The sequence below is a fragment of the Sphingopyxis sp. genome, from assembly GCF_965227415.1.
Lineage (GTDB): Bacteria > Pseudomonadota > Alphaproteobacteria > Sphingomonadales > Sphingomonadaceae > Sphingopyxis.
Genome location: NZ_OZ245749.1, coordinates 2223899 through 2248437 on the forward strand (window position 1 = coordinate 2223899; position 24539 = coordinate 2248437).

Annotated in this window: 18 protein-coding genes; 9 read left to right on the top strand and 9 right to left on the bottom strand. The window is 66.9% G+C overall.

The annotated features are described in order from the left end of the window. The first annotated feature begins 196 nt into the window (after positions 1 to 196). From ACO055_RS10855 to glnA, 3 genes are all read left to right on the top strand, one after another. On the top strand, positions 197 to 2383 hold the full coding sequence (locus tag ACO055_RS10855; RefSeq protein WP_422058881.1) for a PQQ-dependent dehydrogenase, methanol/ethanol family: 2187 nt from the start codon (positions 197 to 199) through the stop codon (positions 2381 to 2383). A 425-nt stretch (positions 2384 to 2808) separates the two neighbouring features. After that, entirely contained in the window at positions 2809 to 3147 is a 339-nt protein-coding gene (locus ACO055_RS10860) for a P-II family nitrogen regulator (protein WP_037518110.1), read from the top strand. A gap of 72 nt (positions 3148 to 3219) precedes the next feature. Next, positions 3220 to 4632: a type I glutamate--ammonia ligase gene (glnA, locus tag ACO055_RS10865; RefSeq protein WP_422058882.1), complete on the top strand. Its 1413-nt coding sequence runs from the start codon at positions 3220 to 3222 to the stop codon at positions 4630 to 4632. 197 nt (positions 4633 to 4829) lie between these two features. Here the strand turns inward: glnA and ACO055_RS10870 are convergent, their stop codons facing one another. Both ACO055_RS10870 and ACO055_RS10875 read right to left on the bottom strand, forming a co-directional pair. Then, positions 4830 to 5480 carry a hypothetical protein gene (locus ACO055_RS10870; RefSeq protein ID WP_422058883.1) on the bottom strand — a complete coding sequence of 217 codons (651 nt, stop codon included), beginning with the start codon at positions 5478 to 5480 and terminating at the stop codon, positions 4830 to 4832. 5 nt (positions 5481 to 5485) lie between these two features. Beyond that, positions 5486 to 5698, bottom strand: coding sequence for a helix-turn-helix transcriptional regulator (locus ACO055_RS10875; protein ID WP_422058884.1), 213 nt, complete (start codon positions 5696 to 5698; stop codon positions 5486 to 5488). A gap of 140 nt (positions 5699 to 5838) precedes the next feature. Here ACO055_RS10875 and ACO055_RS10880 point away from each other — a divergent pair, with 140 nt between their 5' ends. From ACO055_RS10880 to ACO055_RS10905, 6 genes are all read left to right on the top strand, one after another. Further along, positions 5839 to 6360, top strand: a complete 522-nt coding sequence (locus ACO055_RS10880; RefSeq protein WP_422058885.1) for a hypothetical protein — start codon at positions 5839 to 5841, stop codon at positions 6358 to 6360. Positions 6361 to 6484: 124 nt separating this feature from the next. Continuing rightward, entirely contained in the window at positions 6485 to 7921 is a 1437-nt protein-coding gene (locus tag ACO055_RS10885) for a PQQ-dependent sugar dehydrogenase (protein ID WP_422058886.1), read from the top strand. Between the two features lie 56 nt (positions 7922 to 7977). Beyond that, positions 7978 to 9288 carry a M20/M25/M40 family metallo-hydrolase gene (locus tag ACO055_RS10890; protein WP_422058887.1) on the top strand — a complete coding sequence of 437 codons (1311 nt, stop codon included), beginning with the start codon at positions 7978 to 7980 and terminating at the stop codon, positions 9286 to 9288. A gap of 117 nt (positions 9289 to 9405) precedes the next feature. Next, positions 9406 to 10842, top strand: coding sequence for an aldehyde dehydrogenase family protein (locus tag ACO055_RS10895; protein ID WP_422058888.1), 1437 nt, complete (start codon positions 9406 to 9408; stop codon positions 10840 to 10842). 204 nt (positions 10843 to 11046) lie between these two features. Further along, positions 11047 to 12273 carry a bifunctional glutamate N-acetyltransferase/amino-acid acetyltransferase ArgJ gene (argJ, locus tag ACO055_RS10900; protein ID WP_422058889.1) on the top strand — a complete coding sequence of 409 codons (1227 nt, stop codon included), beginning with the start codon at positions 11047 to 11049 and terminating at the stop codon, positions 12271 to 12273. Positions 12274 to 12278: 5 nt separating this feature from the next. Then, positions 12279 to 12890 (top strand): glutathione S-transferase family protein, encoded by a 612-nt coding sequence (locus tag ACO055_RS10905; protein WP_422058890.1) that lies wholly within the window; start codon positions 12279 to 12281, stop codon positions 12888 to 12890. A 112-nt stretch (positions 12891 to 13002) separates the two neighbouring features. Here the strand turns inward: ACO055_RS10905 and trxA are convergent, their stop codons facing one another. The 7 genes from trxA to ACO055_RS10940 form a co-directional block, all read right to left on the bottom strand. Further along, complete coding sequence (gene trxA, locus ACO055_RS10910; RefSeq protein WP_237836369.1) at positions 13003 to 13323, bottom strand: thioredoxin TrxA; 321 nt, start codon at positions 13321 to 13323, stop codon at positions 13003 to 13005. Between the two features lie 33 nt (positions 13324 to 13356). Next, positions 13357 to 16842, bottom strand: coding sequence for a double-strand break repair helicase AddA (addA, locus tag ACO055_RS10915; RefSeq protein ID WP_422058891.1), 3486 nt, complete (start codon positions 16840 to 16842; stop codon positions 13357 to 13359). Next, positions 16842 to 19811 (bottom strand): double-strand break repair protein AddB, encoded by a 2970-nt coding sequence (gene addB, locus ACO055_RS10920; protein WP_422058892.1) that lies wholly within the window; start codon positions 19809 to 19811, stop codon positions 16842 to 16844. The genes addA and addB overlap by 1 nt, the downstream gene beginning before the upstream one ends. 13 nt (positions 19812 to 19824) lie before the next feature. Next, positions 19825 to 20544: a nucleotidyltransferase family protein gene (locus ACO055_RS10925; RefSeq protein ID WP_422058893.1), complete on the bottom strand. Its 720-nt coding sequence runs from the start codon at positions 20542 to 20544 to the stop codon at positions 19825 to 19827. Further along, positions 20541 to 21530: an aminoglycoside phosphotransferase family protein gene (locus ACO055_RS10930; protein ID WP_422058894.1), complete on the bottom strand. Its 990-nt coding sequence runs from the start codon at positions 21528 to 21530 to the stop codon at positions 20541 to 20543. Before ACO055_RS10930 ends, ACO055_RS10925 begins: the two co-directional genes overlap by 4 nt. After that, positions 21515 to 21964 carry a tRNA (adenosine(37)-N6)-threonylcarbamoyltransferase complex ATPase subunit type 1 TsaE gene (gene tsaE, locus ACO055_RS10935; protein ID WP_422058895.1) on the bottom strand — a complete coding sequence of 150 codons (450 nt, stop codon included), beginning with the start codon at positions 21962 to 21964 and terminating at the stop codon, positions 21515 to 21517. The genes ACO055_RS10930 and tsaE overlap by 16 nt, the downstream gene beginning before the upstream one ends. A 129-nt stretch (positions 21965 to 22093) precedes the next feature. Continuing rightward, entirely contained in the window at positions 22094 to 24451 is a 2358-nt protein-coding gene (locus tag ACO055_RS10940; protein ID WP_422058896.1) for a PAS-domain containing protein, read from the bottom strand. Positions 24452 to 24539 lie beyond the last annotated feature (88 nt).

Genomic DNA, 24539 nt, shown 5'->3' on the forward strand with positions numbered 1-24539 from the left:
CGGACTTGATCCGGCATCCATGACGTCCAACGCAACCCTGGCGATGGTGGGCCCCGGATCAGGTCCGGGGTGGCGATTGGGACGGCGCCACCACATCAAGCCCCCTCCCCCACCCCCCATTTTCCCGCTTGCGCACCAGGCACTTCGCGCGCAGTCTTGACGTTAACGTCAAGCATAGACGTAGGGAGAGCATGGGATGGCGAAACGGGTCTTGAAGGCCGCGCTGCTGGGCGGCGCGCTGTTGGCATTGGCGGCATGCAACGCATCGAAGAATGACAGCATTTCGGGCGGCGGATCGCTCGACGAAGCCGAAAAGGCCAGCGAGGCCCTGCTCAAGACCGGCGGCAACGGCGACAATTGGGCGGGCATCGGCTACAGCTATGACGAACAGCGCTTCAGCCCGCTCACCGATATCAACGACAAGAATGTCGGCCAGCTCGGCCTCGCCTGGTTCGCCGATCTGGACGATGCGCGCGGGCAGGAAGCCACGCCGGTCGTCGTCGACGGCACCCTCTATGTCAGCCACGCCTGGTCAAAGGTCGACGCGTGGGACGCCGCGACCGGCAAGAAGCTGTGGTCGTTCGACCCCAAGGTCCCCGGCGAGCGCGCGGTCAGCGCCTGCTGCGACGTCGTCAACCGCGGCGTCGCGGTGTGGGGCGACAAATTGTTCGTCGGCGCGCTCGACGGCCGCCTGATCGCGCTCGACCGCAAGACCGGCAAGGAACTCTGGTCGACGCAGACCTTCGACACGTCGAAGCCCTATACGATCACTGGCGCGCCGCGCGTCGTGAAGGACATGGTGCTGATCGGCAATGGCGGCGCCGAGTTCGGCGTGCGCGGCTATGTCACCGCCTATGACGCCGACACCGGCAAGGAGCGCTGGCGCTTCTACACCGCGCCCAACCCGACCAAAGCCAAGGACGGCGCAGTCAGCGACGACATCTTCGCGAGCAAGGGCAATGCGACGTGGTCCGACAAGGGCGAGTGGCAGACATCGGGCGGCGGCGGCACCGTCTGGGACGCGATCGTCTATGACAAGGATCTCGACCAGATCTATCTCGGCGTCGGCAACGGCAACCCGTGGAACCACGGCACCAGGTCGAATGGCGAAGGCGACAACTGGTTCCTGTCGTCGGTCGTCGCGCTCGACGCCACGACCGGCCAATATAAATGGCATTATCAGGAAACGCCGGGCGAGACGTGGGACTATACCGCGACCCAGCCGATCATCCTTGCCGAGCAGGCGGTGGGCGGCAAGCCGACCAAGGTGCTGTACCACGCGCCGAAGAACGGCTTTTTCTTCACGATCGACCGCACCAACGGCAAGCTGATCGACGCCAAGCCCTTCGTCGACGGGATCAACTGGGCGTCGGGCTATGACATGGCGACCGGGCGCCCGATCGAAAAGCCCGAAGCGCGTTTCTACAAGACCGGCAAGCCCTTCATCGCGATCCCCGGCGCGCTCGGCGCGCACAACTGGCATCCGATGAGCTTCAACCCCGCGACGGGCCTCGTCTATATTCCCGCACAGCAGATTCCGCAGGGCTATCTGCAGGACATGACCGAACTCGACAAGCGCAAGATTCTGGGCTTCAACATCGGCTCGACGCTCACCGGCACGATGCTCCCCGACGACAAAGCCGCGTTCAAGGCGGCGGTTGCCGCAACCACCGGGCGTCTCGTCGCGTTCGACCCGCGCACCGGCAAGGTCGCCTGGGCGGTCGATTATCCTGCCGCATGGAACGGCGGCACGATGACGACCGCGGGCAATCTGGTGTTCCAGGGAACAAGCACCGGCCGTTTCCGTGCCTATACCGCCGACACCGGCAAGCAGTTGCTCGACCTCGACATGCAGTCGGGTATCGTGAGCGCGCCCTCGACCTTCCGCGTCGGCGGGGTGCAATATGTCGCGTTCATGACGAGCAAGGGCGGCGCCTTCCCGCTCGTCGCGGGCGTCGCTGGCGGCGTGACGCGCAAGGTCCCGAACCTGCCGCGGCTCGTCGTGCTCAAGATCGGCGGCACCGCAAAGCTGCCCGCGCTGGCGGCAAGCGCGCCGCTCGCGTGGAACCCGCCGCCGATGACCGCGACGCCCGCCGTTGTCGCTGCCGGCAAGGCGCATTTCGGGCGCTATTGCATCGTCTGTCACGGCGACAGCGCGATCGGCAACGGCTTCACCCCCGACCTTCGCGTCTCGGGCGCGCTAGCCAACGCCGATGCGTGGAAATCGGTCGTCATCGGCGGAGCGCTCAAGGAACGCGGCATGGTCAGTTTCGGCAATGTGCTGACCCCGGCCGATGCAGAGGCGATCCGTGCCTATGTCATCGAACGGTCGAACTGGACCAAGGCGAATCTGGACACCGACGCGGCACCGATGGGGCGATAGGGCGGGATAGAAATATCTCACGCGAAGACGCGAAGGCGCGAAGAAGGAAGCGGCCTCCTTGCAAGACCCGCTTCTTCATCGCGCGAGGCGCCTTTTAATCGCCTGCGGCGACGTGCGGCGTGCAGCGCTGGCGCGGCCTCTTCGCGCCTTCGCGTCTTCGCGTGAAACAAATTTTCACTGCGCCCGACTCCATCTGCCGCTTTTATAGGCATCGATTCCGTACCGTTGCACACCGCTTGGGCAGCGGCGCAACATGATGTCACAAATCTTACCGAAAGCTTGCGATTCGCCAATTGGCACGGCTTTTGATTGGTGCAACATGACGGGGCCTCGCAGCGACTCATGGAGGAGCAGACCGGACCAGGCGAGCCTGATCCGGCTTTGGCCGCGAGCACAAGGGAAAGACCCAGTGGGGGATAAGGCGCGTGAAGAAGATTGAGGCGATCATCAAGCCGTTCAAGCTCGACGAAGTGAAGGAAGCGCTTCACGAAGTCGGCGTCAGCGGCATCACCGTGACCGAGGCCAAGGGCTTCGGACGACAAAAAGGTCATACCGAGCTGTATCGCGGCGCCGAATATGTCGTCGATTTCCTGCCCAAGGTGAAGCTGGAGGTCATCGTCGAGGATTCGATGGCCGAGCGCGTGGTCGAAGCGATCGCCGCCGCGGCGCAGACCGGCCGCATCGGCGACGGCAAGATTTTCGTGATTCCGGTCGAGACCGCACTTCGCATCCGCACCGGCGAACGCAACGAGGACGCGCTTTAAGCCGTCGCTCTTCATCCTGTTCCACTAAACCCCGGCACGCCGGGACATCATCGCAAGAAGGAAGTTCAGACCATGGCCACAAAGCCCAAGGACATCATCGCACGGATCAAGGAAAACGACATCGAGTGGGTCGACCTGCGTTTCACCGATCCAAAGGGCAAGTGGCAGCATCTGACGATGTGCGCCGGCGTGATCGACGAGGACGCGCTCGAAGACGGGCTGATGTTCGACGGCTCGTCGATCGAAGGCTGGAAAGCGATCAACGAATCCGACATGATCCTGATGCCCGATCTCGACGCCGTCTATGACGATCCGTTCTCGGCAACCCCGATGATCGTCATCTTCTGCGACATCGTCGAGCCGTCGACCGGCGAAGGCTATTCGCGCGACCCGCGCACGACGGCAAAGCGCGCCGAGGCCTATGTCGCATCGACCGGCGTTGGCGACACCGTCTATGTCGGCCCCGAAGCCGAGTTCTTCATGTTCGACGATGTCCGTTTCGAAACCGGCTATAACAAGTCGGGCTTCGAGATCGACGATATCGAGCTGCCGACCAACACCGGCCGCAGCTATGAGGGCGGCAACCTGGGCCATCGTCCGCGCGCCAAGGGCGGTTACTTCCCCGTCGCGCCGGTCGACAGCGCCGTCGACATCCGTGCCGAAATGGTCTCGACCATGCTCGAGCTCGGCCTGCCGTGCGACAAGCATCACCACGAAGTCGCCGCCGCGCAGCACGAACTTGGCCTGACCTTCGGCACGCTCACCGAAACCGCCGACCGCATGCAGATCTACAAATATGTCGTGCACCAGGTCGCGCATGCCTATGGCAAGACCGCGACTTTCATGCCGAAGCCGATCAAGGACGACAACGGCAGCGGCATGCACACCCACATCTCGATCTGGGAAAAGGGCAAGCCGCTCTTCGCCGGCAATGGCTATGCGGGCCTCAGCGACATGTGCCTCTATTTCATCGGCGGTGTCGTCAAGCACGCCAAGGCATTGAACGCGTTCACCAACCCGACGACGAACAGCTACAAGCGCCTCGTCCCCGGCTTCGAGGCCCCCGTGCTGCTCGCTTATTCGAGCCGCAACCGGTCGGCCTCGTGCCGCATCCCCTATGGCGCAGGCGCCAAGGCGAAGCGCGTCGAATTCCGCTTCCCCGACGCGATGGCCAACCCCTATCTCTGCTATTCGGCGCTGCTGATGGCGGGCCTCGACGGCATCCAGAACAAGATCCACCCGGGCGACCCGATGGACAAGAATCTCTATGACCTGCCGCCCGAGGAACTGGCCGAAGTGCCGACGGTCTGCGGCAGCTTGCGCGAAGCGCTCGACAGCCTGCTCGCCGACCATGACTTCCTGCTCAAGGGCGACGTCTTCACCAAGGACCAGATCGAAGCCTATGTCGAACTGAAGTGGGACGAAGTCCATCGCGTCGAGCAGACGCCGAGCCCGGTCGAGTTCGATATGTACTACAGCGCCTGATCACTGACAGGCGCGACAAGGGGGGGCGTCCGGTCTGGGGGGATCGGACGCCTTTTCTGTGTCCCGTCCGATGACGCATTGCGGCAGGAGCGGCCCTCCCCAAGTTCGTCATTCCCGCGAAAGACGAAGCGGAGGACAACGGCGCAGGGGAGGATGAGGCAGCGGCAACCCGTCAGAACCGCTCACCCAGCCTCACGCTAGCGGACCATCATCCCGCGTCGGCCGACCGCAACGAACGAGCCCAGCAGCATCATCGCAGCGAGCGTCGTCACGACGTCGATCGGCGTCAGCACTGCGCCCAGCCCCAGAAAATCGGCCGCCGCCCACAGCGTCAGCAGCACCCAGCTGAGACAGAAGGCCCAGAAACATCCCTCGAGCCCGAGCTGGCGGTTGAGTTCGTCGAAGCGGCCCTGCCAGCGCCAGCTGGCCACGACGCCAGCGACGCTGATGGCAATCAACGCGCCCATCGCGGCGCCGGCAGGTACAAGACCCGCGGCAAAGCCAGGCGCGCGCGCGACCGCCAGCAGGACGAGAGCGAGTCCGAGAGCGCCCATCGTGATGACCGACAGCAGCATCCCCGACCGCTCTTCGCGCAATTCGTCGGCGTCGGCGACATTGAGCAATCTGGCGCCCATCCGCGGCGCAGCGAGGCCGAAACCGACGAACGCGGCCATCAGTCCATACACGAGGCCGACGGTCGCCAGCGCGACGCGCGACGGACCCATCGCGTCGAGCAGCGCCGATCCGGCCAGCGCCAGCGCCGCCGCCGAAACCGCGGCGCCGACCAGCCCGCCCGCGAGCATCCGCGCGACCGATCGCTTCCATTTCGGAGCGTTATCCTGCGTCATCACACTCATCCTTCATTCTCCGCTACCCAATGGTCGATAAACAGTTCGCGTACCTCCAGCCCGAACAGCTGCGCCATGCGCAGCGCAAGCGGCAGGCTAGGGTCATATTTGTCGGTTTCGACCGCGTTGATCGTCTGGCGCGACACGCCGAGCCGCCGCGCCAGTTCGCCCTGGCTCCATCCCGCTTTCTCGCGATGATCGCGCACCCGATTTTCCAACGACCGTCCCTTCGCCTGTCAAACACTCTTTACACTGCCACGCCCGGCCTGTCAAACATTCTTTACAGGAACGCGAAAGCCTCATTGACGCTTTGGTAAATGACTGACGCTATGCAGATCCCGATTGTCGGGGGATTGTCATGCTGCGTAACCTGTTCCTGATCACCGCCGCGCTGTTTCTGGCCGGGTGCGGCGACATGGCCGCACTGGTCAGCCAGACAAAAACCGTCGCGGCGCCGCGCGAAGAGGTGTTCAAGAAGATGTTCGGCACCGACGGCGCCAATTTTCGCGACATTCCCCTGGTCACCAATGGCGGCTCGTCGCGGCTCTACGAACTGGTGGTGCAAAAGGGGCAGCCCGGTTTCGAGGGGCTTATTCCCGACGAGCGTCCCGAGGCGCAAAAAGTCCGGTTTGCGATCGAGATGAATATCCCGCGCGAGACGCACATCCTCTACAGCGTCGACGATGGCGCCTTGCAGACCGGGCTCAAATTCACTTTCGAGGAACTTGCGCCCGGCACGACGCGCGTGGCGTTCACGATCGACGACCTGACCGGTCACGACGCGAAGGGATTGGTGGTGAACACCGCGAAAATGCACGCGATCGCGCGCGAAGCGCTCGACCGGCTCGACGACTTCGAAGAGGTTAAGGAACCCGCTTAACACCGCTGCACGTCGCTGGTTGCGGCCGGCCGGAACGAATGGCACATTGCAGGCGGGGGCGCGTATAGCGAAAGGCTGATTGGCCATGCGGTTCCCTGTCTCGCTTGCCCTCCTCCCGATTCTCTTGACCTCGTGCGGGGGCGGCGGAGGGGGCAATGGCGGCGGCGGCAATCCACCCGCCGCCAATTCGCCCCCCAGCTTCACGTCGGCACAAACCGCGAGCGTCGCCGAAAATACGACCGCGGCCTATCAGGCGGCGGCAAGCGACCCCGACGCCAACCCGCTGACCTTCACGATCGACGGCGGCGCCGATGCGGCGCTCTTTTCGATCACCGGCGCCGGTGCGCTGCGCTTCAACGCTGCGCCCGACTATGACCTGCCCGGCGATGCGAACGGCGACAATGTCTATGCCGTCGTGCTGCGCGTGAGCGACGGCACCGCGAGCGCGACGCAGCCAGTCAACATCACCGTCACCAACAGCCGCGAGGGCATCGCCGTCGTGCGCGTCGGTACCGGTTTCAACCAGCCGCTCTATGTCGCGCCGATCCCCGGCAGCAGCAGCGTCTATGTCGTGGAGAAGGGCGGCGACGTCTATCGCTTCGACCCCGCGAACGGCAGCCGCACCCGCGTGCTCGACATCGCCGACATTTCGACGGGCGGCGAGCGCGGGCTTCTCGGCCTCGCGGCCTATCCCGACCATGCGACGTCGCAGCGGCTGCTCGCGGTCGCGACCGCGGCCGACGGGACGGTGCAGGTGCGCCGCTACACGCTTGGCCAGCCGAATAGCTCGACCGTTTACGACACGGTGCTCGGCGTGCCGCATGCCGCGGCCGACAATCACAATGGCGGCTGGATCGGCTTCGGCCCCGACGGGCTCGTCTATGTAGGGATTGGCGATGGCGGCGGTGGCGGCGATCCAGACAATAATGCGCAGAACACCAATCTGCGCCTCGGCAAGATCCTGCGCTTCACGGTCGGCGCGAACGGCAGCAGCTACGCCCCTGCCCCCGGCAATCCCTTCCTGACGGGCGGCGGCGATCCCTATGTCTATGCCTATGGCCTGCGCAATCCGTTCCGCGCGTCGTTCAACGGCGCGACGCTCGTCATCGGCGACGTCGGGCAAGGTGCGGTCGAAGAGGTCGATCTGCTGACGACGACGCAGCCCGGCGCCAATTTCGGATGGCGATTCAAGGAAGGGACCCAGACCTATTCGGGTACGGCGCCGGGCGGCCTGATCAATCCCGTCGCCGAATATGGCCACGGCAGCGGCCCGCGCCAGGGGAATTCGATCACCGGCGGCTATGTCTATCGCGGCCCGGTGACATCGCTCGCCGGCCAATATGTCTTTGCCGACTTTGTCTCGGGCAACATCTGGTCGGTGCCTTTTGCCAGCCTGGTTCCCGGTCAGACGCTCGCCTCGTCGCGCTTTGCACGGCGGAACGAGGATTTCGCGCCCGATGCCGGAACGCTGAGTTCGATCGCATCCTTCGGCGAAGACAGCGCAGGCAATCTGTTCATCGTCGGCATCGGCGGCGACATCTTCATGGTGCGGCCCGGCTGACCGCTTGCCGCCGCGCGCGCCACACGCCACAAGGGGACGTCCAGAGGAGTCCCCCCATGAAATCGCTACCCTTTGCCGCCCTGATCGCCCTTCAACTCGCGCTCGCGCCCGCTGCGGCAGCAAAGCTCAGCCCGCCCGAGGCGAAGATGGCAAAGACCGTCGAGGCCGAGCAGGACCGCAGCGTCGCGCTCCTCGAAAAACTCGTCAACCAGAACAGCGGCTCGCTCAACCTCGCCGGCGTCGAGGCGGTCGGACGGATGATGCGCGCCGAACTGGAGCCGCTCGGTTTCAAGGTCGAATGGAAGCCGATGACCGACACGGGCCGCGCCGGCCATCTGATCGCGACGCACACCGGCAAGCCGGGCGCCAAACGCCTGCTCCTGATCGCCCATCTCGACACGGTGTTCGAACCCGATTCGCCGTTCCAGACGTTCGTCCGCAAGGGCGACCGGGGCGAGGGGCCGGGCGCGGGCGACGACAAGGGCGGAATGGTCGTGATCGTCGCCGCGCTGCGAGCGATGCAGGCGGCGGGAACGCTGAAGGGCGCGAACATCGAAATCCATATGACCGGCGACGAGGAAGATTCGGGCAGCCCGATCGAGAAAGCCCGCGCCGACCTGATCGCGGCCGGCAAGCGCAGCGACGTCGCGCTCGATTTCGAAGGCCTGGTGCGCGACAATGGCGCCGACATGGGGTCTGTCGCCCGGCGCTCGTCGGACAGCTGGATGGTCTCCGCTACGGGTAAGGCGAGCCACAGCTCGGGCATCTTCAGCGCCGCGGCAGGCGACGGCGCAATCTATGAGCTGACGCGCATCATCCACCGCTTTCGCACCGACCTTCCCGAGCCCAACCTGACCTTCAACGTCGGGCTGATCACCGGCGGCCAGCAGGCGGAGCTCGACGCGGGCGGCATCCGCGCGACGGCGACCGGCAAGACGAACATCATCCCCGCCATCGCGATCGCCCGCGGCGACCTGCGTGCGCTCTCGCCCGAGCAGATCGCGCGCGTGAAGGCCAAGATGACCGCGATCGTCGCCGAGCACGCGCCCGGCACCGACGCGAAGATCAGCTTCGACCCCGGCGGCTATCCCGCGATGGCTCCGACCGACGGCAATCGCGCCCTGCTCGTCAAGCTCAACGGCGTGAACCGCGATCTCGGCCTCGCCGAAATGGCCCCGCTCGATCCGCTGAAGCGCGGCGCCGGCGACATCAGTTTCGTCGCGGCGGATGTCGACGGACTCGCGGGACTCGGGCCGTACGGCACCGGCGACCATGCGCCCGGCGAAGCGGTCGATATCCCGAGCATCGCGCGGCAGGCAACGCGCGCGGCCATATTGATGTCACGTCTTTCGGCTGAAAAGCGCTAGGGCGCCCTTTCCGCGCCGTCACCCCTAACGAAAGTGGGGGCTGGCGCTTGATTCATTCGCTGCCGTCATTAGGTAGCAATGCGATACGTATTGAGACACGCCGATGGGAGACAGACAATGAGCGATACCGAAACGCACCTGAAACAAAATTACATCGGCGGCAAATGGGTCGACAGCAAGGGCGGCAAGCTCCACGACGTCATCAACCCCGCGACCGAGGAAGCGGCCTCGACCGTCGTGCTCGGCACCGCGGCCGATGTCGACGATGCGGTGGCGGCGGCAAAGGAAGCCTTCAAGACCTTCTCGCAGACGACGCGCGAAGAACGCCTCGACCTGCTGGGCCGGATCGTCGAGGAATATAAGAAGCGCGGCGCTGATCTTGCCAAGTCCATGGCGAGCGAAATGGGCGCGCCGGTCAGCTTCGCGGGCACCGCACAGGTCGGCGCCGGCATCGGCGGTTTCCTGGGCACCATCGCGGCGCTCAAGGATTTCGCCTTCACCGAACAGCATGGCGCGAACAAGGTCGTCTATGAACCGATCGGCATCGTCGGCATGATCACGCCGTGGAACTGGCCGCTCAACCAGATCGCGCTGAAGGTGGCGCCGGCACTGGCCGGCGGCAATTGCATGATCCTGAAGCCCTCCGAAGAATGCCCCGGCAATGCAGTGATCTTTGCCGAGATTCTCGACGCCGCGGGCGTCCCGCCGGGCGTGTTCAACCTGGTGCAGGGCGACGGCCCGACCGTCGGCAACGCGATCTCGTCGCATCCCGGCATCGAAATGGTCAGCTTCACCGGCTCGACCCGCGCGGGCATCCTCGTCGCGAAGGCAGCCGCCGACACGGTCAAGCGCGTCCATCAGGAACTGGGCGGCAAATCGCCGAACATCGTCCTGCCGGGCGCCGATCTCGCCGCCGTGCTGCCCCCGACGGTGTCGGGCGTGCTCGTCAACACCGGCCAGAGCTGCATCGCCCCGACGCGCATCCTCGTCCAGAAGGATGACGCGCAGGCCGCAGTCGGCGTGATCAAGGCGATGTTCGACGGCACCTCGGTCGGCGATCCGCAGGCCGAGGGCGCGCATATCGGCCCCGTCGTCAACAAGGCGCAGTTCGACAAGATCCAGGGCCTGATCCAGTCGGCGATCGACGAAGGCGCGACACTGGAAACCGGCGGCACCGGCCTGCCGAGCAACGTCAACCGCGGCTATTACATCAAGCCGACCGTCTTTTCGGGCGTGACGCGCGACATGCGCATCGCCAACGAGGAGATCTTTGGCCCCGTCGCAACGGTGATGGCCTATGACGATCTCGACCAGGCCGTCGATATCGCCAACGACACCGAATATGGCCTGTCGGCGGTGATTTCGGGCGACCCGGCAAAGGCCGCCGACGTCGCGCCGAAGCTGCGCGCGGGCATGGTCGCAGTCAACGCCTGGGGCCCCGGCCCGGGCGCGCCCTTCGGCGGTTACAAGGCGTCGGGCAATGGCCGCGAAGGCGGTCTGTTCGGGCTGAAGGACTTCATGGAAATCAAGTCGATCAGCGGCATTCCGGCGTAGGCCGAAACTCCTCCCTGCGGCGAAGCCGTGGGGAGGGGGACCGCCGCGAAGCGGTGGTGGAGGGGCTGAGACGTCGCGTCATGGCCCCTCCGTCAGCCGCTGCGCGACTGCCCCCTCCCCACGGCTTCGCCGCAGGGAGGACCGAAACCCCTCCCGCTTGCGGGAGGGGTTTTGCTTTGGCGCGATAGCGATTATGCGCGCCCCATGACCAGCCGTTCACCGCTCGCCCCCGACGCCTTCCCAGCCCTCCCCGAAATCGCCGGGGTGACGCGCCGCGTCGCGCGCGCGCAGTACAAGAATTGGGACCGCTGCGACCTCACCTACGTCGAGCTCGCGCCCGGAACGACCGTCGCCGGCGTCTTCACGCGCAATGTCTGCTGCTCGTCCGAAGTCGAGCTCGGCCGCGAGCAGGTCAAGGGCGGCACCGGCCGCGCGCTGATCGTCAACGCCGGGAACGCCAACGCCTTCACCGGCTATCGTGGGCGCGAGGCGGTCGAGCAGATCATGGCGCAGGTTGCCGGCCATCTCGGCTGCGCCGCGACCGAAGTCTTCGTCAGCTCGACGGGCGTCATCGGCGTGCCCTTACCCAAGGACAAGGCGCGCGCCGGGGTCGAGGCCGCGCTGACCGCCGAACCTTGCTCGTGGGAAACCGCCGCCGAGACGATCGGAACCACCGACACCTTTGCCAAAGGCTCCGCCGCGAGCGCGATCGTCGGCGGCACCACCGTCCAGATTGCCGGAATCGTCAAGGGATCGGGGATGATCGCACCCGACATGGCGACGATGCTCGGCTATATCTTCACCGACGCTGCGGTCGCTCCCGCGCTGTTGCAGCAGATGCTGCGCGACGCCACCGGCGGCAGCTTCAACAGCATCACGGTCGACAGCGACACCTCGACCAGCGACACCGTGCTGCTCTTCGCCACCGGGCAGGCGGGCAACGCGCCGCTGACCACGCGCGACGATCCGGGTGTCGACGCGCTCTATGCCGCGATCCGCGCCGTCGCTCTCGACCTCGCCCATCAAGTGGTTCGCGACGGCGAGGGCGCATCGAAGTTCATCGAAGTTCAGGTGAACGGCGCGGTCAGCGACGACAGCGCGAAGCGCGTCGCGCTCGCCATCGCCAACTCGCCGCTGGTCAAGACCGCGATCGCGGGCGAGGACGCGAACTGGGGCCGCGTCGTGATGGCGGTGGGCAAGGCCGGCGAACCTGCAGACCGCGACAAGCTCGCCATCCGCTTCGGCGATCACTGGGTCGCGAAGGACGGACTCCCCGTCGACGGATATGACGAGGCGCCGGTGGCGGCGCACCTCAAAGGACTGGAGATCCGGGTCGGCGCCGACCTCGGGCTCGGCGAAGGCCATGCGACCGTTTGGACGTGCGACCTCACCCACGGCTACATCAGCATCAACGCCGACTATCGGAGCTGACGCCTATGCTGACGATCTGGGGCCGCCTCAACTCGCACAATGTCAAGAAGGTCGCATGGTTCGCGGTCGAACTTGGGCTTGCATTCGCGCGTCACGACGTCGGCGGCCAGTTCGGTATGGATGCTGTTTATCGGGCGAAAAATCCCAATGCGCTGATCCCGACGATCGAAGACGACGGGCTGCTACTGTGGGAATCGAACGCGATCCTGCGCTATCTCGCCGCAAAGCATGGCGGCGACCGCTTTTGGCCCGCCGATCCGGCAGCGCGCGCGACCGGCGACAAGTGGATGGACTGGCAGATCGGCTATGCCGACGCGCAGCGCGGCGCGTTCCTTAATCTCGTTCGCAAGCGCGCTGGCGATCGTGACGCGGCGGCTATTGCGACATCGGCCGCCGCGTGCGCGAAGCAGATGGCGATCCTCGACGCCGCGCTGGCGCGCGCACCGTGGCTGTCCGGCGACGCCTTCGGAATCGGCGATATCCCGATGGGCGTTTATGTATATACATATTTTTCGATGGCTATCGAACGCCCGGCACTGCCGCATGTCGAGGCGTGGTACGCCCGCATCAAGGCCCGCCCGGGCTATGCCGAACAGGTCATGATTCCGCTGACCTGAGCATCATGAAAGCCCGCCATGGCGAATCCCGGCAAATGCTGGGAAGCGACGCAGGGCGGCTTACGACTACTCTGGATCGCCGCGCAGTTCCTCGCAAGGGCGAGGTCAGACTTTAAAGAGCCCCTTCGAGCCAGCCCTTGAGCGCGCTCTTCGGCGCGGCGCCGACCTTGGTCTCGGCGATCTCGCCATTCTTGAACAGGATCATCGTCGGGATACCGCGCACACCATATTTGCCCGGTGCGTCCGGATTTTCGTCGATATTGATCTTCGCGATCACGACCTTGCCGGCAAGCTCGTCCGAAATCTCTTCGAGCGACGGGCCGATCATCTTGCACGGGCCGCACCATTCGGCCCAGAAATCGACGAGCACGGGGGTGTCGCTGTCGAGGACGTCGGCCTGAAAGCTGGCGTCGGTAATTGCCTTGGTACCCATAATCTGGACTCCTGAAATTCTGTTGCCCCCAAGCTAGGATGTCGGGGCGTCCGGCTCAAGGGTCGAACCCTGCAAATTCGCCTTGGTTGCCAGCAAGCCCGGCTTGTGTGCGTCGAGGATCGCGTCGTCGAGGCCGATCAGCCGCGGCGCAGCGGTATAGAGGAGCGCCGCCGCGACGCGCCTGCCCGGGAAAATCACGCCGAGCGCATCGCGATAGGCGGCCATCTGGCGCAGATAGGCCGGCGCGACGGCATCGGCACTGTCCGGCACCTGCCGCCCGGTCTTGTAGTCAATGACCGTCACGAGATCGTCGGTGACAAGCAGCCGATCGACGATGCCGGCGACGACCGTTCCCGCGACCACCGCCGACAGCGGCACCTCGGCAAGCGATCCGGATCCGAAAAGCGCGGCGTGCGCCGGGTCGTCGATCACGGCCAGTACCTCGTCGACCATAGAGCCGCGCGCCACGTCGCCGAGCGCCGGCGCCTGCGCACCAAGCCATCGCAATGCGGCATCGCGCCGCCGCTCCACCGCCACCGGGGGCAACCGCTCGAACAGCGCATGAAGCAGCAGCCCGCGCTCGACCGCCGCTCCGCGCGCCGCGCCCTGCGGCGGCACCGCGACGTCGTCGTCGCCCAGCGCTGACGGCGCGAGCGGGCGCGGCGGGCGCGCTTCCTCGGGCGCTGGCCGGTGCGCCCATTCGGGAAGCACCCATGCGGCCGCCTCGACCTTCGCCGCCCCGACCTTCGCCGACTTGTCCTTCTTCGTCCACTTTCCGGCATTGGCGCGGTGGACGCGCCGGCGTGCCCACATCGGCCCTGCTTCTTCCCACTCGCTCCCCATGCCCGCCAGCACGCCCTCAACGGCGGCGTGCCAGCTGTCCTCGGGGATCGTCCGGTCGGCTTTCCTGGTGACGCCTGCAACGACGAGAATTTCCTCGGCCCGCGTCATCGCGACATAGAAGAGCCGCCAATGCTCCTGCGCCGCCGCCAATCCGACGGCCGCATGCGCGTCGGCAAGCTTGCCGTGCCGTTCATCGGCGGGGACCGCAAAGACCGGCAGCTTCTCCCACAACGCAACGTCGACACTGAACGGCCGATGCCCGCCTCCGGTATCGTCGGTCGCGTCGGCCAGGATGACGATCGGCGCCTGCAGGCCCTTCGACCCATGTACCGTCATCACCCGTACGACATCGCTACGCGCCTCGGTCTGTCGCTTGATGTCGGCACTGCTCGTTTCGACCTGCGTCAGGAAACCGAGCAGCGAGACGGTCTCGCGCTGCTCGAAGGCCAGCGCCTGACTCAGCAATTCGTCGATCGGGTCGCGCGCCTCGCGCCCCAGCCGCGCGTAAAGCTTGCGCCGTCCGTCGATCGGCCCCGACAGGATCGTCTCGAGGAAGCGGAAGGGCGTCGTGAAGTCGGCCATGCCGAGCAGGTGACGCAGCGCCGCCATCGTCGCGGCAGACGCATCGCCCTCCGTCGCGCGCAGATGCTCCCACAGCGCCGCGCGGCCGCGTCGATGCGTGCGCTCGTAAAGATCCTGCTGCGTCCAACCGATCAGCGGCGACACCAGCAGCGACGCCAGGTTGAGGTCGTCGAGCGGCTGCACCGCAAAGCGCATGGCCGCGATCAGATCCTGCACGGCCAATGGCTGCGTCAGCGCAAAGCGATCGACGCCCGCCACCGGAACATGCAACGCCTGCAACCGGGCGACGATCCGCGCCGCCAGGTCGCGGCGGCGGCGCACCAGGATCATGATGTCGCCCGGCGACACCGGCCGCCCGTCCTTGCCGCGGGCGATCCAGTCCTGCACTTCGCCTGCAATCGCCTTGGCGAGCCGCATGCTCGCCGGGTCCGACGCCGGGGCGCCTGTATCGCCGCCCTCTTCGTCGCCGCTCTCCTCGGCTTCGGCATCGAGCGCCTTGCCCACCGGCAGCGGCGCCCAAAGCTCGACCTGCCCCGCATGCGCATCGCGGAACGGCCGGTGCGGCGGCTCCTCGCCGTCGAGCCCCATCGCGTCCGCGCCGCCTGCTGCAAGCCACGCATCGACGACCGCCAGCACGGCAGGGGTCGAACGATAGTTGGAGACGAGATCGACCTGCCGGAACGGCTGCCCCGCCTGCTCGCCCAGCCGATAGAAAGCATCGCGCATCGTCGCGAAGGCTTTGGGATCGGTGCCCTGGAATCCGAAAATCGCCTGTTTGCGGTCGCCCACCGTAAACAGCGTGCGAAAACGCTCGGCATCGTCCGGCGCCACCGCAAAAAACTCTTCGGCGAGCGAGTAGACGATGCCCCATTGGCGCATGTTCGTGTCCTGCGCCTCATCGACCAGAATATGGTCGGTACGCTGGTCAAGCTTGAAGCGCACCCATTCGCCAAAGCTGCTGACGCGCAGCAGCGATCCCGCGAGCGTGATCAGGTCATCGAAATCGGCGAGCCCCTGCTCGCGTTTCGCGAGCGCATAAGCCTCGGCAAAACGGCTCCCCAGCTTCCACGCCGCCGCCAGTTCATCGGCGACGCGCATCGCGGCCGCAGTGCCCAGCAAGGCCTGCGCGGCGTCGACGATGCGCACCGCGCTGTCGACGCAATCGGTCATCCGCCCCTTGTCGCCCGCGAAATCGGCGCGCAGGTCGCCCTTGCCGGTCACGAACCTGCCAAGCAATTCGCCGAGCATCGCCGCGCGAGCGCGCGCATCGGCCATCAGCCAGCCGACCATCACGTCGGAGCAGGCCTCCCCCGTTTTGGTCCCCCAATTCGCGCCGCTCGTCGCGACCGCCTTGATGTCGGCATCGGCGATCGCCCCCGCCGCCAGCTGGTCGCCGATCCACGCATCGGGATCGCCGCCGGGCAGGTCGAACGCGGCGCGCAAATCATGTGCCGTCGGTGGCAGCGCCGCGCGCGGCCCGCCGAACGCAGCGGCGCAGCTCGACAGAAAGGACAGCGCCGCCTCCTGCCCCAATCGCCGCGACAACATCGCCGCCGTCTCGCGAAGCATGGCGCGTTCGTCCGCCTCTTCGAGCAGCGCGCCGAGCACTTGTCGCTGCAACGCCGCCGCTTCATCCTCCTCGATCGCGCGGAAACCCGGCAACAGCTTCGCCTCCAGCGGGAAGCTCGCCAGCAAGGTCTGGCAAAAGCTGTGGATCGTCTGCACACGGATCGCGCCGCCCGGGCTGTCGATCACCGTCGCGAACAGCGACCGCGCGCGCGCCATGAGTCCAGGCCGCTGCCAATCGAGCCCCAGCGCGCGCAGGTCGAGCCGCAGATCACCATCGTCCATCCGCACCCACGCCGCGAGCCGTTCGTGGATGCGGTGCGCCATCTCGGCTGCGCCCGCCTTGGTAAAGGTGATGCAGAGGATCGCCTCGGGCGACACCCCGCCCAGCATCAGCCGCAGCACACGCGCCGACAACACCTGCGTCTTGCCCGTCCCCGCAGACGCGCCCAGCCAGACATGGCTTTCGGGGTCAGCGGCGGCGCCCTGCCGCGGGTCGAGCGTCGCAAGGCCGGTGGGTTTCACCATCAGTCGGCCTCGCCCCGCCCGAACCATTCGTCGCGGCGCATCAGCTGGTCATAGTCGCCATAGCCCGCGCCCTCGCCGGGAACGAAGGGCGCATCGCCGAACAGATACTGCGCCGCCAGTTCGGACAAGGCCTCGGCGGCATGGTCGATCGCCTGCTCGGCGCTCTTGAGGTCGCTGCGCGCGCCATAGCTGTTCGATATCTTGCCTGCCCCGTCGGCGCGGCGATCGGGGCGAAGGCTCCAATATTCCAGTGCATTGACCGCCGCTGCTGCCATATCCTTCATGCCGCCTTCGCGCGCGAGCAGGCCGAGCAGGCCGAGCTGATTGTCGAGCTTGTCGAAGGCGGCCTTCGCACTTGGTGCCCCGCCGGATTTATAATCGACGATCGATAGCTTGCCGTCGGCATCGCGGTCGATCCGGTCGGCCTTGCCGTGGAGCGTGATGCCGTCGACGACAATCTCGCCCTGCGCCTCGACTGCGATTGGCCGACGCGCCGCGGCATCCCAGACTTGCGCCGCCGCCCAACGCAAGGCCGGCTCGATCCGCGGCAACCAGAAAGCGCGCGCAATCGCATCGAGCGCGGCATCGTCCTTCAGCGCCCGCCACTCCGCCTCGAACCCCTCGCGTGTCGCGCCTTCGCGCACCCAATCCTCGAACAATTTATGCACCCGCGTCCCGCGCCAGCGCGGATCGGGGGCCGCGCTGAGCGGGTCGAGCGACGACAGGCCGAGCATGCGATCGGCATAGAAAGCGAAGGGATCGCGTGCGAGCCTGTCGACGCCCGTGACGCTGATCCGGCGCGGACGATCGTCGGCAGGCGGCTTCGGCGCGGGCCGTCCCACCGGCTGCGCGCGCCCTGGCGGCACGTCGAGTTCGGCGGCGAGCCTGGTGAGCGGCACCCCGCCCGGCGCCGGCTCGGGGAGGTCGCCGGCCAGCGCGGCGAGCCGCAGCCAGAGGCGCGAGGCGACCGCCGGATCGCCGCCGCTCCGCGCCGCGCGCGTGACGACGATCTCGCCCGCACCCAGCGCGCCCGCAAAATCATGCGCCGCCATTCCCTGTTGCCGTTCGGGCGCGGGAAGTCCCAGCAAACGCCGGATGCCCGGCGCGAGCCACGGATCGGGCTGCGTCACCGCGGGCCAGCGCCCCTCGTCGAGCCCGCCCAGGATCATCAGGTCGGCGCGCTGCAGCCGCGCCTCGAGCAGGCCCCATATGAACAAACGCGGATGTCCGCCATAGGGCGGCCGCACGCTCGCCTGCGCGAGCAGCTGCTCCAGCATCGCGGGGAAATCGGCGGGGTCGACGAGCGCTGGTCCGTCGCCGCGCGCCAACGCCCACTGGTCGAACATCTCGGCGAGCATGCGCCCGGCGGGGCCAGCCCATATCGCGTCGCCGGTCAGCCACTCGACGCCTGTCTGAAGCGCGGCGAGCAAGGCCGCGGGCGGCGTCGGCCCCGCGAAAGGCGCGAGCGCCGCGCCGAGTTCGCCCGACGCTTCGTCCCACCAGGGTTGCAACTCGGCCGCCCGGCCATGTCCGCGCGCCTTCGGATCGGCGGCGCGGGCGGCAATGCGCGCGCTTACGCCATCCCACCCCGGCGTCAGCCCCGGTTCGCGCAACGTCAGATCGAGTCGCCGCAGCTGGTCGAGCCACGCCGTCCGCCCCTCGCCCTTGCGGACGAGCGGATGCCCTAGCAGCGACACCAGGGCGACCGGGTCGAATTCCGCCGCCAGCCTGGCGAGCAACAGCAGCAACGCGCCCGGCGGCGTGCGCGACAAGGGCTGGCCAGCGCTGTCGTCGACTGAAATCCCCCAGCGCGAGAGCGCTGCCGCAACGCGTTCGGCCAGCCCGCGATCGGGCGTCACCAGCGCGGCAGTACGCCCCGGCGTTTCGACCGCTTCGCGCATCAACAACGCAATCGCTTGCGCCTCCTGCCCGTCATCGCCGAACACCGCGCCCGAAATCCCGGCGGTTGCAGCCGACAGGTCGCCCGCCGCCTGCCACTGCGCCGTATAATCGGCGGGCGCGAACAGCAGCGATACGAAGGGCGTGCGCGCCGCCGGTCCGTCATATTCGGACGCCGCGTCCCAATCGACCACTTCGCCCCGGCTCACATCCATGCGGTCGAGCAGCAGTTTCAGATGATATTGCGGATGCGTCTCGAGCGCGCGCGCCGGATTTTCGGGGTCGGGCCGCGTCGGTCCGAGCGCGTCCCATTCCTCCGCGGCCATCACGCCATCGACGCCGGGCAGCACGACCATGCCGCGCTCCATATCAGCGACCGTCCGCATCAGCCGTGCAATCGCGGGCGCCGCGGTCGTGATGCCGGCTGCGACCATGAATCGCGCGGGCGGTGCGGCGCGCCATCCTGCGGTCACTTGGTCGAGCAGGCGGTTGCGCCGTTCGGCGCGGTCGATCGTTCCCGTCCGCGCCAGCACCGCGGGCCAATGATCGACGAGCAGCCGCAATCGCCCCAGCGACGCCTGCCAATGTTCGGCAAAGGCACCAAGGTCTAGGTCGACGAGCGCCGCAACGCCGACCTCCTCATAATGAAGCTGGTCGATCACCCGCGCGAGCCCGTCGGCGAGCTGAAAGGCCGCAGCGCCCGTGATCGGCGCGTCGCCCGCGGGCGTGTATCGCTCGATCAGTTCGGCAAGCAACAGGCGCCGCCGCAGCGGGTCGATAGCGGGGCCGACCGGATCGTCGTCGATCGCATCGAGCGCAAGCGCCACGCTTTCATCCAGATCGGCATCGCCGATCACCGCAAGCCGCGGCATCAACAGCCCCGCCCCGCCCGCGCGCACGAACGCCGCCTGCACGGCGCTCCGCGCTCGATTGCTCGGCAACAGGATCAGTCCTTCGGCGAGCCCGAGCGCGCCGTCGGCATACCGATCGATCAATCCGGCCGCGAGTGAGTCCGCGAAGGCCCGGTGGACCGGAATCGAAAAAATGGTGGGGCGGCCGGACGCAGCCATTCGGGTTCCTACGTCAAACCTCACCGAGCGCGGCTTCGGTCGGCGCGATGCTTGCGGGCGTGCCGACGTCGAACCATTGGCCCATGTGCGACAGGCCATAGAGGCGCCCTGTCGCGATCGCCCGGTCCCAGAATATGTTGGTCGAAAACGCCCCTTCGGGCGCATCGACGAGAAGGCGGCGCGAGACAAGCTGGATACCGGTATAGACAAAGGGCGCTATATGTCCGGGCTTGCGGCGCGAAAGCCGACCGTTGGGGTCCATGTGGAAATCGCCGCGCCCGCCGTGGCCGGTGGCGCTCGCCTGACGGATGACGAGCAGCAGCGCGTCCATCTTCGCATCGTCCCAATGGCGCGCGAGATGCGCGATGCTGTCCTGCGGTCCGTCGGTCCATATATTGTCGCTGTTGACGATCAGGATCGGGTCGCCGGTGAGCAGTGGCAAGGCCTTCATCATCCCGCCGCCGGTTTCGAGCAGCCGCGTCCGTTCGTCCGACACCGCGATGGTGAAGCTGCGCTTCTGCGCTGCCAGATGCGCTTCGAGCGCGTCGGCGAGATAATGGACGTTGACGACGACATGGCCGATGCCCGCCGCCTCGATCCGGTCGAGGCTATGATCGATCAGCGCCTTTCCCGCGACGCGCACCAACGGTTTGGGCCGCGTTGCGGTGAGCGGGCGCATCCGCTTGCCGATGCCCGCCGCCATGACCATGGCGCTTTCGATCTTCGCGCTCACCTCCACGCCTCCGCCCGTCTGGAAGCGGGGATATTGGCGTCGAACCACCGCCGGACCGGGACGAGCGCCGGATGCTGCAAATCGCGTTCGAGAAGCCCCCACATGCGCGGCTGAAACTGGCGATAACCGGGCTTGCCGTCGCGCTTCCACAAACGGACGAAGACGCCCAGGATGCGCGTGTTGCGCTGCGCCGCGAGCGCCCAATAGGCATCGCGGAATTTATCGCCCTGTCCCGTCGCGGCGACATAGCGATCGAGCATCGCGGCTTCGACGGCGGGCGTCACATCGCGCCGCGCATCCTCCAGCACCGAGGCAAGATCATAGCCCGGATGCCCGACCAGCGCGTCCTGGAAATCGAGCAGGCCGTAATGCGCGATCCCGTCCTTGTTCTGCACGAGCATGATATTCTCGGCATGAAAATCGCGCAGCACCGTGACGCGCGGCAGGCCGTCCGCCTCGACCGGAGCCAGCGCCGCCTCCCAGGCGGCGCGAAACCCGTCGCGATCGACCTCGATCTCCAGCGCAGGACAATACCAGTCGGTAAACAGCTCCACCTCGCTCAGCCATTGCTTCAGCCCATGTACCGGCAGGCCATCCATCGCCGGTCGCGCGTGGAGATGGATCAGCAGGTCGGTCACCCCCGCATAATGGTCCGCTTCGGCATGCGGCATTTGGTCCATCGTTTCGCGAAGGCGCACATCGCCGAAATCCTCGATCAGCAGCAGGCCCTGCTCCAGATCGCGTGCGAGTATCGCGGGTGCGGTGAGCCCCTGTCCGCAAAGAAATTCGGCGACCGCAATGAAGGGTCTCGGGTCTTCATGCGGCGGCGGCGCGTCCATCAACACCGCTTGCCGGTCGCCGTCGACGACGCGGAAATAGCGCCGGAACGACGCATCGCCGGCGAGCGGCAAAATCTGGGCTTCGCCCCAGCCATGCGCGGCAAGGAATGCCGGGGCATGAGCGGGCGGAATCATCGGAGCGGCCATCGCGTTTCCCAAGCCGCAGGCACCGCAGCTGTCAAGACGCGCGCATCGCCCTCTCCCGAAATACGCAGCGTCAGCGCTTCGGGCCAGCCCTGCGCGCCCAGCCGCTCGGGCCATTCGATCAGCAGCGCGCCGTCATCGAGATAATCGTCGAGCCCCAGCTCGATCAGCTCGTCCTCGGCCTCGATCCGGTAAAGATCGACATGCGCGATGGCCAGGTCGACTTCGGGCGGCGCATAGGGCTGGACGATCGCAAAGGTCGGGCTCGGCGCCTCGCCCGCAAGCCCCCGCGCCTTGAGCATCGACCGCGCCAGCGTGGTCTTGCCGGCGCCGAGATCGCCCGAGAGCAGCACCACGTCGCCGGCGGCAAGCGCGGCACCGATCGCCGCGCCAATGCGCGTCACGTCTTTCAGAGTGTAGGGGAATTCGAGCGGCATCTACCTAAGTCCACCCATGCTCCCCCGCGCAGGCGGGGGCCCATCTCCTGTCGACGCTATCTTGAACCGGCAGAACATGGACCCCCGCCTGCGCGGGGAAACATGCAATCGATGTTCGGGAATACAGCATCACCCACCGCGCGGCAGGCGCACGCGCACCAGCGTTCCCTGCCCCTTCTCGCTCATCACGGCCATCGTCCCGCCATGCGCGGCGACGAGCTGGCGCGCAAGGGCGAGGCCGATGCCGCCGCTCTGCGTCGCCGCCTGCGTCCCCTCGGTCACCGCCGCGACCGCGTCCGGCATGCCCGGGCCATTGTCGGATACGATAATCTCGACTCCCTGTGCATCGCCCTCGGCGTGGAGCAGCACGCGCCCGCCACCGCGTTTGACCGGCGCCGTAAAGCGGATCGCATTGTCGAGCAGGCCGGCCAGGACACGCGACAGCCGCGGCGCGTCCCCCTCGATCGAGCCCAGATCGGCTGCGATCTGCACCGCAAGTTCCATCTTCTCGGCATCGGCGAAGATCTTCGCGTCGGCGAGCGCCTTGTCGAGCAAGGCGCGTACATCGACCGGCGCGCGCTCGACCGCGAGCGTCCCCGCCTCGCCCTGCGCAAGGTCGAGCACATTGTCGATCTGGCGCCCGAGGACGCCGACCGAATCCATGATTGCATCGACATAGGTCTTCGCCGAAGCCGGCAGCTCGCCCGCATAGCCTGCCTGCAGCATCTCGCCGAAGCCGCCGATCGACGTCAGCGGCGTGCGCAGCTCGTAACTCATCCGCGACAGGAACGCCGTCTTGACCTGGTCGGCGGCTTCGAGCGCCTCGTTGCGCTCGCGCAGCGCGCCTTCCATGTTCCGGCTCGCGGTGATGTCGAGCATGATCAGCAGCGCATTGCCGTCGGGCAAAGGGATCGACGCAAAGTCGAAATGACGTCCGTCGGCGAAGCGCACCTCGCCGACACGCTGCGTGCGTTCGAGCGTCGCGGCGCGGATCACTTCCTGCACGACACTGATCTGGTTCGGCTTGGCGAGCCGGTCGGCCAATCCGCCCATCAGCACGTCGACGCGCGGATGCGCCGCCAGCGTGTGCTCCTCGACATTCCACAGTCGGCGAAAGCGCTGGTTCCACAGGTGCAGGCGGCCGTCGGGCGCAAACACCGCTACCGCCTCGAACAGATTGTCGAAGGTCGCGGTGCGGACGCGGAGCAGCGTGTCGCGAGCGCCGGCAAGCTGTACCTGCTCGGTGCGATCCTCGGCGATCAGCAACAGGCCGCCGTCCGGGGTCGGCTGCGCGACAAGATGGAGGTGCGTGCCGTCGCGAAGCAGCCATTCCTCTTCGCTTGCCTCGGCGCGCGCGAACCAGTCGACATGCGCCTGCCGCCATTCGGGATAGTCGCGCACCTCGGGGGTTCGCCCGCCCTCGCGCCACAAGTCGAGCAATCGCGCGAACGACCGTGTTTCCGAAACATCCTCGGCCGACAGCGCGAACAGCCGCCGGAACGGCTGGTTGGCAAAGACAAGCCCCTGGTCGGGGCCGAACTGCGCGACCGCCGCCGACAGCCGGTCGAGCAGCTCGCGCTGCGTGTCGACGAACCGGCGATGCGCGCCGCGCTCGCTTTCAAGCTCCTGGATATCGATGGCATAGCCCGCGACCCCGATCGAACGCCCGCCCTCGGGCGCCAGCGGCACATCGACGACGCGCATGATCCGCCGCTCGCCCTCGATCGTCACCGGTACCGTGCGCTGCTGTGCCGATCCTGCGGTACGCGCTGCTTCGGCGGCATCGCTTGCGCTGGTCCCCGCGATCGGCTCGCAAAGCTCGATCCCGCCGTCGATCACCGTCGCCGCACTTTTTGCTTCGACCGCGCGGACATAGGCGGCGTTCACGAGTGCAAGCCGCATGTCGGGCTCGCGAAACCACATCGGAAAGGGTGCCGCTTCGATCAGCCCCGACAAGGCCGCAAAAGCCGCCAGCGCTTCGTCGCGCTCGCTTCGCGCCTGCGCCAGCGACTGCTGGCCGTCGGTTGCGTCGCTGAGCCAGAGCAGCACGCTGCCCGGCCCGCCCACCGCCTGCGGCGCAGCCGCGCCATGAAAGACGATCGTGCGCGCGCTGCCTTGCGGCCTGAGGCTCAGGACAAAGGGCTTTGCCCCGCGCTGCGCGCCGAGGATCGCCTGACGCAGCTGTTCGTGCCCCGGCTGATCGAGACCCGCGCCAAGTCCACGCAGTTCGTCGAAATTTCTGGGCCCTTCGTCGAGACCGAGCCAGCGGCCCATCCGCTCGCTCGCCTCGATGCGCCAGTCGGCGCGGACAATGATGGGCAGTTGGGGCGATGCTTCGACCAGGCTCGCCAGCCGTTCGGTCTGTGCCGCGACAAAGGCCGAGCGTCGCTGCATCGCGATCCCCCGGCCGACCGCCCAGAGCCCCGCAAGCAGCCAGAAAGCCGCGAAAAAGCCCGCCGCATAGAGACCCCCCAGTGACAACGTCATGGGCAGATTGCCGCAAACAGGTGAGGATCGAACAGGGGGCGAGTGGCCATAGGACCGCCCTACCGACTGTCCTTCGCGGTTTCAATCG